This is a genomic window from Streptomyces sp. NPDC093064 (genome assembly GCF_044754605.1).
GTDB lineage: Bacteria > Actinomycetota > Actinomycetes > Streptomycetales > Streptomycetaceae > Streptomyces.
Map to the genome: position 1 here is coordinate 54,170 of NZ_JBIVPK010000012.1, position 12,183 is coordinate 66,352.

General features: G+C 73.4%; 10 protein-coding genes. 3 read left to right on the top strand and 7 right to left on the bottom strand.

All coding sequences use genetic code 11. The annotated features are described in order from the left end of the window. Positions 1–60 precede the first annotated feature (60 nt). Positions 61–2,769 (top strand): ATP-binding protein, encoded by a 2,709-nt coding sequence (locus ACIQFZ_RS16810; protein WP_402691530.1) that lies wholly within the window; start codon positions 61–63, stop codon positions 2,767–2,769. Between the two features lie 26 nt (positions 2,770–2,795). Here ACIQFZ_RS16810 and ACIQFZ_RS16815 read toward each other — a convergent pair whose 3' ends face one another. Continuing rightward, entirely contained in the window at positions 2,796–3,437 is a 642-nt protein-coding gene (locus ACIQFZ_RS16815) for a response regulator transcription factor (protein ID WP_361410080.1), read from the bottom strand. Next, on the bottom strand, positions 3,434–5,473 hold the full coding sequence (locus ACIQFZ_RS16820; RefSeq protein ID WP_383056789.1) for a sensor histidine kinase: 2,040 nt from the start codon (positions 5,471–5,473) through the stop codon (positions 3,434–3,436). Before ACIQFZ_RS16820 ends, ACIQFZ_RS16815 begins: the two co-directional genes overlap by 4 nt. Positions 5,474–5,638: 165 nt before the next feature. On the opposite strand from ACIQFZ_RS16820, the gene ACIQFZ_RS16825 reads away from it, so the two are divergent. Both ACIQFZ_RS16825 and ACIQFZ_RS16830 read left to right on the top strand, forming a co-directional pair. Beyond that, entirely contained in the window at positions 5,639–5,986 is a 348-nt protein-coding gene (locus ACIQFZ_RS16825; RefSeq protein ID WP_365416804.1) for a hypothetical protein, read from the top strand. A gap of 39 nt (positions 5,987–6,025) precedes the next feature. After that, the gene (locus ACIQFZ_RS16830) at positions 6,026–6,754 is read left to right on the top strand and encodes a hypothetical protein (RefSeq protein ID WP_383056792.1); all 729 of its coding nucleotides are present in this window, start codon (positions 6,026–6,028) and stop codon (positions 6,752–6,754) included. Positions 6,755–6,775: 21 nt separating this feature from the next. On the opposite strand, the gene ACIQFZ_RS16835 is transcribed toward ACIQFZ_RS16830, so the two are convergent. Genes ACIQFZ_RS16835 through ACIQFZ_RS16855 form a run of 5 tightly spaced genes read right to left on the bottom strand, consistent with a single transcriptional unit; the run spans position 6,776 to position 12,180 of the window. Beyond that, positions 6,776–7,654: an STM4011 family radical SAM protein gene (locus tag ACIQFZ_RS16835; protein WP_402691531.1), complete on the bottom strand. Its 879-nt coding sequence runs from the start codon at positions 7,652–7,654 to the stop codon at positions 6,776–6,778. A gap of 10 nt (positions 7,655–7,664) precedes the next feature. Beyond that, the gene (locus tag ACIQFZ_RS16840) at positions 7,665–9,035 is read right to left on the bottom strand and encodes an STM4012 family radical SAM protein (protein ID WP_402691532.1); all 1,371 of its coding nucleotides are present in this window, start codon (positions 9,033–9,035) and stop codon (positions 7,665–7,667) included. Between the two features lie 2 nt (positions 9,036–9,037). Next, positions 9,038–9,844, bottom strand: coding sequence for an STM4013/SEN3800 family hydrolase (locus ACIQFZ_RS16845; protein ID WP_402691606.1), 807 nt, complete (start codon positions 9,842–9,844; stop codon positions 9,038–9,040). 1 nt (position 9,845) lies between these two features. Further along, positions 9,846–11,234 (bottom strand): STM4014 family protein, encoded by a 1,389-nt coding sequence (locus ACIQFZ_RS16850; RefSeq protein ID WP_402691533.1) that lies wholly within the window; start codon positions 11,232–11,234, stop codon positions 9,846–9,848. Beyond that, positions 11,215–12,180, bottom strand: a complete 966-nt coding sequence (locus ACIQFZ_RS16855; protein WP_402691534.1) for an STM4015 family protein — start codon at positions 12,178–12,180, stop codon at positions 11,215–11,217. Before ACIQFZ_RS16855 ends, ACIQFZ_RS16850 begins: the two co-directional genes overlap by 20 nt. Positions 12,181–12,183: the final 3 nt, after the last annotated feature.

Consider the following 12,183-nt stretch of genomic DNA (forward strand, 5'->3'; position numbering starts at 1 on the left):
TACCGGCAGATCAGGGGTAACGGAGTGTCGGAACGGCAGCGCACCGAGAGGACCACCATCGTGGATGGACGCGATCGGCTGGGGAGGCCCCTGTACGAGCGCGAGAACGAGGTGACAGCCGCTCAGAAAGCGGTGGAGGGGATCTCTGCGGGCGGGGGGAACGGCGAAGGCAGGCGGGGCGGGCTGCTGTTCTTCAGCGCCGCCGCCGGACTGGGCAAGACGACCGTGCTGACCGAGATCCGGCGCATGGCCGCCGCGCGCGGCTGCACCGTGCTGTCCGCCCGGGGCAGCGAGCAGGAGCACACTGTCCCCTTCCACGTCGTACGCCAGTTGCTCCAGCCCGTCCTCGCCTCCTGCACCGAGGCCGAGCGCCGCGAGATATTCGGCGGGTGGTACGAGATCGCCGGACCGGCCGTCGGCCTGTTCGCTCAGCAGACCGGTACCGCCGGCCCCGACCCGCAGGGCGTCCGGGACGGTCTGGACTGGGTCGTCACCCAGGTGGCCGTGCGCCGGGCACCGGTCGTGATCGTCCTCGACGACGCCCACTGGGGCGATCTGGAGTCTCTCGCCTGGCTCTCCGCCTTCGCGGTGAGAGCGCGGGAACTCCCCGTGCTGGTGGTCGTCGGCTACCGCCCGGACGAGGTGCCGGCCGAGGCGCAGACGTTCCGCGAACTGATCGACGGCCGCAGCGCACGCCCGATCCCGCTGCACGCCCTCAGCCCGGAGGCGGTGGCCGGACTGGTGCGGGGCTCGCTCGGAGCGGAGGCGGACGACGTCTTCTGCCGCGAGTGCTGGGTGGTCACCGGCGGCAACCCCTACGAGGCCGTCGAGCTGATCGCCAAGGTCCAGGACCGGGGTCTCGCCCCGGACGCGGAGTCGGCCTCCCTGCTGGGGGAACTCGCCGCGAGCGCGCGGGGCACCGGCCTGATCAAACGCCTGGAGAGGCTCGGCCACGCCGCCGTCCGGCTCGCCTGGGCCGCCGCGGTGCTCGGTACCGAGATCTCCGCGGAGCTGGCCGCCTCGGTGGCCGGACTTCCCCCGGCCGAGGCGCAGTCGGCCGTGGACCGGCTGCGTGTCGCCCGTATCCTCACCGGCACCCGCACCCTCGAGTTCATCCACCCGCTCATCGCCACCGCCGTGTACCAGGCCATCCCGCCGGCCACACGAACCGGGCTGCACGGTCAGGCCGCCTGGGCGGTCGCCGACGCGGGCCTGGGCATCACCGCCGCCGCCCGGCACCTGCTCGAGACCCACCCCGAGGGCGACCCGAACACCGTCCGGCAACTGCGCGCCGCCGCCCGCGAGAACCTCTGTCTGGGCGCGCCGGACGCGGCCCGGCGCTGTCTGGAGCGCGCGCTGCGCGAACCTCCCGCGCCCGAGGACCGTGCGGGCGTGCTCCACGAACTCGGCTGCTCCGCCCTGCTCACCGCTCCCGCGACCACGGTCAATCACCTCACCGCGGCTCTGGAACAGCCCTTCCTGGACCCCGAGCTGAGGGAGAACGCCACCTTCCGGCTGGCCCAGGTGTTCGGGCACAACGACGAGCTCGCCAAAGCGGCCGCCGTCGCGGGCGCCGAGGTCGCCCGGACGGAGTCCCCCAGGGCACGGCTGCGCATGCAGGTGGCGCACTACCTGTGGCTGGTCTTCGACGCGCACGAGGTGCAGGCATCCGACCGCTCCCGCCGTCTCGCACGGCTCGTCGAGGACCTGCCCGGAGAGGCCATCGAGGAGCGGGCCCTGCTGTGCATCCGCACCTGGGACGCGATGCTGCGCGGGGAGCCGGCCGCGGACACGCTCGACGTCGCCGCACGCGCCATGGGCCTGAGCTACACCGACCCGGACTGGGGTTTCGAACTGCCCAGCGTGGCCGCGCTCAGCTACATGTACGCCGACGAATGCGACCGCGCGGAAGAGCTGTTCAGTTCGGCCATCGCCGAGTGCGAGCAGGTCGGGTGGGGCGGTGCCCACCTCTCCTTCGGCTTCACTCTCCTCGGCCTGGTCTGGTTCCGGCGCGGGATGCTCGTCAAGGCGGAGGAGTGCGCACGCGAGGGAGTGCGCCTGGCCGAACGGGTGGGCGACCGGGTGCCCGCCCGGTGGTACGCCGTGGGGCTGCTGGTGGACGTCCTGTTGTCCCGGGGCCGCGTGGAGGAGGCGCTGCGGGTCGCCAGGACGTACGACTTCGCGCCCCCGTACCTGAACGCGGTGGTCTTCCCGGACTCGCAGACGGTCTACGGGCGGCTGCTTCTCGCCCGTGGCCTGCGCAAGGAGGCCGAGGCGCAACTCACCGCCGCCGGGGCACGGTTGGAGGCCAAGGGCATCGTCAACCCGACCTGGTGCCCCTGGGCGGGACACCTCGCCCTCGCCGTCGCCGAGGAGGACCCCGCGCGCGCCCGCGCCCTCACGGCGAAGATGCTGCGGCGGGCCGAGCGCTACGGCACGCCCACCGCCATCGGCGAGGCGCTGAGCTTCAGCGCGACGGTGGCCGAGGACGGGCAGGCGCTGCCCCTGCGGGAGCGCGCGGTGGAGATACTGCGCCGATCCCCCAGCCGGCACGCGTACGCCGAGGCCCTGATCGACCTCGGCGCGGAACTCGGACGCGGCGGCGGCACGGACCGGGCGACCGGGCTTTTGTCCGAGGGCGTCGAGCTGGCGGAGGAGTGCGGTGCCGACCGCCTCGCCGAGCGGGGCCGTGCCGAGCTGGCCGCGGTGAGACTGCGGCTCAATGGGACACGCCCGTTGGCGCGGCGCGGAGCGGCTGAGCACAGCTGAACCAGGCGCGGAAAAGAGGGGAGTTCTCAGCGCGGGCGGCCCAGACCGGCGTCGCGCGCCCGGACGATGGCCTGGCTGCGCTGGGTGAGGTGCAGCTTGGCCAGGATCGCCGAGACGTTGTTCGCCACGGTCTTGCCGGACAGGTGCAGGCGGCGGCCGATCTCCGCGTTGGACAGCCCGGCCGCGAGGTGGTCGAGGATGTCCCGCTCGCGTGCGGTGAGTTCGGGGAACGGGCCGTCCTGCGGCGGCGGCGACACGAACCAGGTCCGCAGCCGGCCCGCCAGTGCCGCACCGAAGACCGGCTGCCCGGCCGCGGCGGCGTGGATGGCGGCGACGATGTCCGCTCCGTCGGCCCCCTTGACGAGATAGCCGAGCGCGCCGGCCTGGACGGCGGCGAAGACCGTGGCGTCGTCCTCGAACATCGTCAGGACCAGCACGGCCGCGTCCGGCACCCGGGTCCGGATCTGCCGGGTGGCCTCGATGCCGTGCAGCCCGGGCAGTTGCAGGTCCATCACGATGACGTCGGGCAGCAACTCGACGGCCCGGCGGACGGCTTCGAGACCGTCCCCGGCCTCACCGGCGACCTCGATGTCGTCGACGGTGTCGAGGACTGCTTGCATTCCCTGGCGTACGAGGGGGTGGTCGTCGGCGAGGAGGACGCGGATCATGGTGTCTCCGGGAGTGGGAACCGGGCGGTGACGGCGCCGCCGGTGGGGCCGGGGCCGGCTTGGCAGCGTCCACCCAGTTCGGCGGCACGCTCGCGCATCGCGGTCACACCGACACCGGGCAGCCACGGACCGGCGGACGTACCGTCGTCGCCCACCCGCAGCACCAGCTCCCGTGCGGAGGCGTCCAGGCGTACGCGGCACTGCCGCCCGTCGCTGTGGCGCACCGCGTTCGTGATCGCCTCGACGGCGGTGCGGTAGGCGGCGACCTCGACCGCGGCCGGCAGGTCGGGCAGCTCGCCCGCCTCGACGGTGACCCGCAGCGGCGAGCCCGCCGTGAGCCGGTCGGCCTGCGAGCGCAGCGCTCCGGCGAGCCCGAGGTCGTCCAGGCTGGGCGGGCGCAGCCCATGCACCACCTTGCGCAGGTCCGCCAGCGCCTGGGCGGCGGCCTCGCGGGCCTCGGCGATGTGAGTGTCGGCCGCGGGCGGGTCGGAATCCAGCCGCGCGCGGGCGGCATCCAGGGTGAGGCCGATGGCGGTGAGCACCGGACCGAGGCCGTCGTGCAGTTCACGGCGCAGCCGCCGCCGCTCCTCCTCCCGCGCGGCGACCAGGCGCTGCTGCGACCGCAGCAACTCGGCGGTGAGGGTCCGGGTGTGCAGTGCCAGACCGAGCTGGCCGGCGATGTCGGACAGCAGGGCGCGGTCGCGGTCGTCGAAGCCCTCCTCGCCGCGTCGGGCCGACGCGACCAGGTAGCCCTCGATCTGGCCCTCGTACAACAGCGGCCGGCGTTCCAGCGGCTCCACCGGTGTGCCGTAGGACGCGACCGGGGTTCCGTCGGCGCGCTCGACGGCCACGTACGGCAGCCGCAGCGCGGACGCCACCGCGTGGCCGAACGAGCCGAGCGCGTCGCCGCCCGGGACGGCGTTGAGCCGCTGCCCGAGGTCCCGCAGCGTGCGGTACGGATCCTGACGGCCGCCGTAGAAGAGGCGGTCCACCAGGTGTTGCGTGCGGTCGCGCAGCGGCACGAAGGACAAGGCCACGGCCGCCGCGGCGACCGGGGCCGCGACCTGCCGGGAGACCACGCGGGTGGCCAGCCCCGTCAGCACGGCGAAGCCGACCACCAGGGCGGCGGTGATCGCACCGTAGACCAGGGAGCGGCGCAGGATCGTGTCGATGGACCAGAGTCGGTAGCGCAGTACCGGAAGGGCCAGGGTCAGGACGAACACGACCGCGTCCACGCTGTTCGTCAGCGACGGCAGTTGCTCGGTGACGGCGAGCGGGAACAGCGCCAGCGCCACGACCACGCCGACCGCACGCCACTTCAACTGCTGGCGGGCGACGCCCTCGGCCCGGGCGAACCGGACCACGACACCGATGCCCGCGATCAGGCCGAGCAGTACCACCACGGGCGCCAGGAGGGTCGCCGCGTCGGCGATCCGGCCGATCGCGCTCCCGCCGGTGAGCGGGTGGGAGAGGCCGGTCACGCCGTCGCCGACGTCCCGCAGCGTCGTGCCGCCGAGCAGTCCGCCCACCATGACCAGCACGGTGCAGGCGATGATCACCTTCTCGAGGACCGCGCTCCACCGGCCGGCCGGTCGCCCGGACGGGAACCGGATGTTGATCAGACCCTGCGCGGCGACCGGCGCGAAGGCGAAGGTCCCGGCGGTCAGCCCCCAGCGCGCCGGGACGCCGCGGTCTCCGTCCAGGACGGCCGCGTACGCCGGCGGCAGGACCAGCACCAGCACGACGACCAGCACGGCCGCCCCTGCGAGCAGCCACCCGAACGGCAGGTCCGGACGCCGGTCGATGAGCAGGGCCCCCGTCACCCCGTACGCGATCATCGCGACCAGCGGCTCCACCCAGGCCGGGGACCCGCCGGAGTCCGGCATCGGATGCCCCGCCGTCACCCACCACAGCAGGAAGCCCACCCCGACGAGGACAGCCGCCAGCGTCGCGGCGGCCCATCGGCCGCCGTCCCGGGTCCGGTGTCCGCGCGGAGTGTCGATACGGCGAGTATCCCGATCCGTGTCCGCCGCCATCAACGGCCGCGCTTCCCGGATTTCCGGGAAACCTTCCCGGTCCGACTGGGAAACAGGGTGCCCGGCGGCGGACGCGACGGCGCCGACCCGGGAAGGCGAGCCCTGGGCCGGGGATCCCGGCGCGCCCGACGCTGGCCCGGCAATCGCCGTATCCAGGAGGCCGCCATGAGGACCATCCGCCGCTCCGCCGCCATCGCGACCCTCGCCATGTCGCTGCTCAACCTTCCGATCGCCCTCGATGACGGAGGCAACGGCATCCCCGCCCCGGCCGCCTGGCTGATCAGCCTGCTCGGCGTCATCGGCGTCGTCGCCGCGATCGCCCTGCTCCGCTCCGCCGCCTGGGCCGGGCCCGCCGTGCTCACCGTCGGCGCGCTCAACCTGGTCGGCGCGGTCGTCGCCCTCGTCCGCAGCTGGGACGGCGCCGTCATCGGCCTCGTCCTCAGCGCCGCCTGCACCGGCCTGGCCCTCGCGTACGCCGTCGGCCGGCCGGCGAAGACGCCGCAGGCGAGCTGACCCACCCCCACCTCTCCCCACCGGAACGGAGGTTCCACCATGCAGTCCGACACCGGCACTCAGCCGACCCAGGCGGCTTCGCCGCAGCAGCCCAAGCCGCTGAAAGACGTACGAGGGTTCTGGCGCGTCCTGCTCGCCGTCCTCGCCCCGCTGCCGATGACCGGCATGGGACTCAGCTACATCCTCAGCCCCGTCGACGGGGGTTCGTCGTTCGAGGACACCGTGACCGCCTACACCGGCCACCTCGACCAGGCCCGTGTCACCCAGTACCTCGGTGTGCCGTTCCTGGTCCTGCTGATTCCGGCGACGTTCGCCGTGATCTGGGTGTCCCGCCGGGGCGCGCCCCGGCTCACCACCGCCGGGGCGCTGCTGGCACTCCTCGGCCAACTGGCCGGCTTCCCCTTGAACCAGGGCGGCGACCTGCTCGCGTACACGACGGCGAAGAACGGCCTCGACGTGACGACCGTGGCCGCGCTTCAGAAGGCCCTGGAGGAGGACCCGTTGGCCCTGACGGGCGGCCTGCTGTTCATCATCGGCATCGTCCTCGGGCTGCTGCTGCTCGGCCTCGCCCTGTGGCGCAGCGGCGCCGCGCCGGCCTGGGCGGGCATCGCCCTGGCACTGGGCGGCTTCACCCACCCCTTCATGCCGGGGCACATCCCAGCCGGCGTCGGCCTGCTGGTCGCCGCGGCCGGCTTCGCCGGGGCCGGCTGGGCGCTCCTGCGCATGAGCGACGACGACTTCGACCGGGCACCCGGCCGCCCCGCCTGAGAAGGCCTGCGGGACGGCCGGCTACCGGGACGTCGGAATCAAGCGCTGAATCGCGGGCGGCGCGGCCGGGATCCGTTCCAGGACGCCGCCCGCGAACACGTCGTACAGCGGCAGCGTCTCCAGGTGGACGTAGCCGATGTGGCAGTCGCACACGGCCAGCGGGCACGGGCGGGGGCGCAGCGCCCGCCGGTAGGAGCCGTCGTACAGGTTGCCCAGCTCCGATCGGACGAAGTGGCAGCGGCGCACCGTGCCCTCGCCGTCCACCGATATGACCGACTCTCCCGTACGGCAGGGCAGGCCCGCGCTGCGGTGCGGATGGCGGCTGTACGGGAACAGCGGGTCCAGGGCCGTCCACCGGTCGGCCTCGGCGTCGGTGTAGGTGTGGCCCTCCGCGGCGTTGACCCACAGGTACATGTGGTCAGGCAGGTCGTCCCGCAGCCGGCGCGCCTGCTCCAGGTGCTCGGGAAGCCCGACGACGCCGACGCTGTGGCGGACACCGCGGGCGGCCAGATCGTGGCACTTGGTCAGGAAGCGGTCGTACGGTGTCTGCCCGGGGTGGAAGGTGCACCACAGGGCGACGGTGTCCAGGTCGGCCGTGTCCAGCCAGTCCGTACGGCAGCTGAGGTTGGTCTGGATCGCCACCCGGCGGATGTGCGGCAGCCGGCTCAGCTCCGCGAGCGTACGCCGGTACCAGGACCGCACCAGGCCCTCGCCCCACGGCGTGAACAGCAGCGAGAGCCGGTCGTCGCGCTGCGCGCCCGCCCAGGCGGCGAAACGCTCCAGCGCGGCACGGTCCGCGGTGAGTTGGGCGCGGCTGTCCCGTCGCTTGGCGAACGGGCAGTACGGGCAGTCGTAGTCGCACGACGCCAGCGGGCCGCGGTAGAGGATCGTCAGGTCCATGCCCGCTCCGTCACTTCGGTTCGTACGCGGCCATGCGCTCGCGCACCGCGACGGAGAACAACTCGGGCCCCAGCGCGTCGGAGTGGGCCAGGCCCTCGGGGGACAGCCGCAGCAACTCCGCGCCCGCGCGGTCGTCCAGCCAGCCCCGCTCGCGGAACCGGTCCAGCTCGGCGGCGAAGTCGTCGCCCGGCGCGCTGCCGAAACGGGTCCGGTAGTCCGCTACGGGCAGGCCCTCGGCCTGGAGCAGCGACTGGAGCAGATGGCGGCGCCGGGACTCGTCCGCGTCCATCTCCCAGCCGAAGTCCGCGTGCCGGAAGTCGTCGGCCGGGCGTGCCGTGTAGTCGTCGATGATCCCGCGGATGCGGTGCATGTCCACGGCGTAGTCGAAGGAGTAGTGCAGCGTGGAGGTGTACGAGCGGGAGCCGCAGCCGAGGCCGACCATGCCGTCGGTCTGGCACGCGTAGTCCTCTCCGCCGGTGGAGGGGGCGTCCGCACGGCGGAACATGCGCATCGACACCTGCTCGTAGCCCCGCGCGAGCAGGTGGTCGCGGCCGTGGCGGTACAGCCGCAGCCGCTGCTCGTCCCAGTCGGCGTCGCCGCCGGGCGCCGACCCGCGGTGCCGGCCGAGACCGGTGAGCGGGCGCACGTAGAGCGGGTAGAGGTACAGCTCCTCCGGCTGCCAGGCGAGGGCGGCGTCCAGGGAACGGGTCCAGGACTGCTCGGTCTGGCCGTCGATGCCGTAGATCAGGTCGATGTTGAGGACGGGTATGCCGGTGTCGCGGATCCGGGCGAGGGCCGCTTCGACGTCCGCCCGGCGCTGGGGGCGTACGGCCGTGCGTGCCTCGGAGTCGACGAAGCTCTGCACGCCCAGGCTCAGCCGCGTGGTGCCGCGGGCGGCCAGTACGGACAGCCGGTCGGCGGTCGCCGTGGCGGGGGAGGCCTCCACCGACAGCGGGATCGCGGCGAGGTCGGCACCCAGGCCGCGCTCGGCCAGATCGCACAGCAGCTCCAGCTCGGCCGCCTCCAGGAACGTCGGAGTGCCGCCGCCGAAGGCCGCGTTGGCGTAGCGCGCCCCCTCGCCCAGTGCCTCGCGCACCGCGGCCGCCTGACGTTCCATCGCGTCCAGGTAGGCGGTGGTCAGACCCTCCGGCGCCCCGATGCGGGTGAAGAGATTGCAGAAGCCGCAGCGGACTTCGCAGAACGGGATGTGGAAGTAGAGCGAGAGGGTGTCCTTCGGCTCGTCCGCCCACAGTGCGCGCAGGGACGCCCGCTCCCGGGCGAGCGGACGGTACGCGGTCTTGTGCGGATACGCGTAGACGTACTGCTGGTACGGGCGGACGGTGCCGGCCGCGGCCGCCGCCTCGGTGCTGGTGATGGCCATGGTCATCGGGCCCCGTCGACGAAGAAGTGGGCGTAGGGCACGGTCCAGACGACGTCATGGCCGATGCGGTGGCCGCTGTAGCCGTCCTCGCCGTACGCCGTGCCGTGGTCGGAGCACACGACGGCGAAGCACGGACGGCGGCCGGCGACGGCGGCCAGGAGCCGTCCCATGTGCCGGTCCACGTACTCCAGCGCCGCGGCGTGGGTGGCCCGCGTGTCGCCCGCCTCGCGGGTGGCCCCGGGGAGGTGGAACCAGTTGGGCTGGTGCAGGGCCGACACGTTCAGGAACAGGAACAGGCGCTGGTCCTGGGGGAGCCCGGCGACGACCTTCTCCGCACAGGCCACCTGTGCCTCGAAGGACGTGGGGGAGGCCACCCCGAACTCGGGCTCCCAGTGGCTCTCCTGGAACATCCCCGGTAGTACGGAGCCCAGTGGTCCCTGCTTGTTGAAGAAGCCGACGCCGCCGATGCACACGGTGCGGTAGCCCACGGCGGCCAGACCCGAGACCAGGTCGGGAGTGTCGTAGACGAAGGTGCCGTCCGCGGTGGTCTCACTGCCCGCGAAACGGGCGGCGAAGAGCCGAGGATGCGGGCCCGGCGCGGCCGGTGTCGGCAGGAAACCCGCGAACATCGCCTGGTGGGAGGCGTACGTGAAACTGCCGGAGGCGTGCCGGCGCTCCCAGGTGCCGCCGGGCAGATGCCGGGCCAGGTTCGGGATGCGTCCGTCCGCCGCCAGCTCCCGCGCCACGTCGTAGCGGAGTGTGTCGAGCGTGACGAACAGGAGGTCGTGGCTTCCCACGACGTCGTTCATGTCAAGCGGTGGTGTCATGGTGGTGCTCCTTGCGTTCTGCTCGCCGGACGGCGGCCGGGGCGGCGGCTCGTGCGGCGTTCTGCACGGTGGCTGGTGCGGCGGCAGCGGGGGCGGCGGCGGCCGGTGCGGGGGCTGGTGCCGGGGTTCGTGTGGCGTCCTGCACGGAGGCTGGTGCGGCGGCTGGTGTCGGGGTGCGTGCGGTGTTCTGTTGGGCGGCTGGTGCGGCGGTGGGTGCGTCGTCCTGCACGACGGCTGGTGCGGCGGCCTGCACGAACGTTGGGGCCGCCGCGACCTGTGCGGCGTACGTGTCCAGGCCCTCCGCGCCGCTGCCCGGCAGGCCGGTGAGGCGGGGCAGCAAGTCCCCGAAGGCGTTCACCTCGCCGACCGTGAAGCGGCGCCACCCCGTCGCCGGCAGGATGTCCACGCCGACGCACAGGGTGCCCGGGAAGCACGCGGCCGCCCGCTCGGCCACCTTCAGTACATCGGTGAAGTCGCCACCCGCGGCCCGGATCGCCGCGCGTGCCGCGTCCAGATCGCCGCGGGCGCCACCGAGGTGCAGATTCGTCATGGGGTGCCGGCTGGTCCGCACCACGGCATGGGTGGCGCGTCCTGCCACCACGACCACCCGCAGGTCGGCGGCCCGGCCGCCCTGAGAGGCCTTCGGCAGCCACCGCTCGACGTGGATCCCGTCCGGGACCAAGGCGTCGACGAGGGCGGCGACCTCGGTCTCCGAGGTGTAGTGGCGCACCCGGAGGGAGTTGTGGAGGCAGCCGTCGGCGGTGGTCTCCACGGAGGTCGTCGCCCTGACCCGGCCAGGTCCCGCCACCGTCAGCGCCACGACACCGGAGGCCGACGACCCGTGCGCCGGCTTCACGAACGCCCGTGAGATACGGGCCGCCTTCAGCTGCTCCCGGAGCCCGTCCCGCCCGGACCAGCCGCCGATCGGACCCGCCAGGGCCGGCGGGACCGGGACGCCCGCGGCGGCGAGCCGGGCGTGGCAGAGCCGCTTGTCGAACATGACCGCGACGTCCTCCGGGTCGGCGGTCGTCGCCGCGCCCGCTCGCCGTGCCGCGGCGGTCACGTCCCGGACCGCGGCGGTGAAACGGCGGTGCCACAGAGCCGTTCCCTCTACCCGGGTGGGGTCGTCGGTGTCCCGCAGCAACCGGTCGACCTCGGCGTTCTCGCCGGGGGAGTCGATCCGTACCAACTCGCCCGGCGTGAAGGCGTACCGTCCGCGCAGCACGTCCCGCCACGCCAGCACGCGGGGTGCCGGGTGACCGGCCGCGTGAACGGCATCGGCGAACATCGTCGTCCGCCGGTTCTCGGGATTGCCGACGACGGCGAACCGAAGGCCGGTGGTGGTCGCCGCGCTACTCGGAGACCGCGACATAGCGCCACTCCTGGTCCCCCCAGCTGTCCGGAGTCCGGTGATCCGACAGGTCCACCTCGGTCCCGGTGGCGTCGAAGGCCGTACGGATCCGGTCGGCCATGGGCTCGCTCAGGAAGTGGTGGCGCAGGTCCAGCCGCTTGAGTTGGGCCAGCGGCCGGCCGAGGAGCAGCGCTTCGGCACCGGTGTCGGTGAGCGTGCCCATGGACAGGCTCAGCGACTCCAGTTGCGCCACGACCGGCGCCGGGGCGAGGGCCGCCGCGATCTCGTCCTGCACCTCGCTGTTCTGCACACCGAGATGGCGCAGCGCCGGGAAGCGCCCCTGGACGAGGAGCGGCGCGAGGTCGGCCACCGTCGCGTCGCCGCCGTAGTGGGACACGCCGAGCCACAATTCCAGACGCTCCAGCGCGGGCAGTTCGCAAGCGCCGACCGAGCGCACCACCTGGCCGGGCAGGCCGCCCGACTCGAAGCGCAGCACACGCAGCGCGTCGTGGCGCACTGGGCGCAGCGACAGCGGTTCCTCGCCGAGGCCCTGCGAGTCGCCGCCGCGGACGCCCAACTCCTCAAGCAGCGGAAAGTGCTTCAGGACGGGGGTGATATCCGTGAGCTGGAGCCAGGAGATCTCGCACTCCTCGCCGGTGACATCGGCGAGGAACAGGGCGCGCAGCGCGGGGAAGCGCTCCGCGTCGGCCACGATCAGCTCCAGCGCCGGACGCAACTCGGTGTACTCGTCGTCCCACCAGGGCCCGATGACGAGAGCCCGCACCTGAGCGCTCGGCACCCGGTCGGTGAAGCTTCGCCACAGCTCCGCGAACGGAACGTCCCCGGCCGCGTAGCAGTCCAGCCGCCAGGCCACGTCGCCCGCGGCCGGCAGCGCCTCCTCGCCGGGCTCCGGCAGGGTGAAGACCGGCAGCCCGTGGAAGGTCTCGAGGTGATCGAAGATGGTCATGGC

Bases quoted from the DNA above. Each gene is read 5' to 3' on its own strand.
- ACIQFZ_RS16850 (WP_402691533.1), bottom strand. From the start codon at position 11,234: ATGTCGCGGTCTCCGAGTAGCGCGGCGACCACCACCGGCCTTCGGTTC.
- ACIQFZ_RS16840 (WP_402691532.1), bottom strand. From the start codon at position 9,035: ATGGCCATCACCAGCACCGAGGCGGCGGCCGCGGCCGGCACCGTCCGC.
- ACIQFZ_RS16835 (WP_402691531.1), bottom strand. From the start codon at position 7,654: ATGGACCTGACGATCCTCTACCGCGGCCCGCTGGCGTCGTGCGACTAC.
- ACIQFZ_RS16855 (WP_402691534.1), bottom strand. From the start codon at position 12,180: ATGACCATCTTCGATCACCTCGAGACCTTCCACGGGCTGCCGGTCTTC.
- ACIQFZ_RS16825 (WP_365416804.1), top strand. From the start codon at position 5,639: ATGAGGACCATCCGCCGCTCCGCCGCCATCGCGACCCTCGCCATGTCG.
- ACIQFZ_RS16815 (WP_361410080.1), bottom strand. From the start codon at position 3,437: ATGATCCGCGTCCTCCTCGCCGACGACCACCCCCTCGTACGCCAGGGA.
- ACIQFZ_RS16830 (WP_383056792.1), top strand. From the start codon at position 6,026: ATGCAGTCCGACACCGGCACTCAGCCGACCCAGGCGGCTTCGCCGCAG.
- ACIQFZ_RS16820 (WP_383056789.1), bottom strand. From the start codon at position 5,473: ATGGCGGCGGACACGGATCGGGATACTCGCCGTATCGACACTCCGCGC.
- ACIQFZ_RS16845 (WP_402691606.1), bottom strand. From the start codon at position 9,844: ATGAACGACGTCGTGGGAAGCCACGACCTCCTGTTCGTCACGCTCGAC.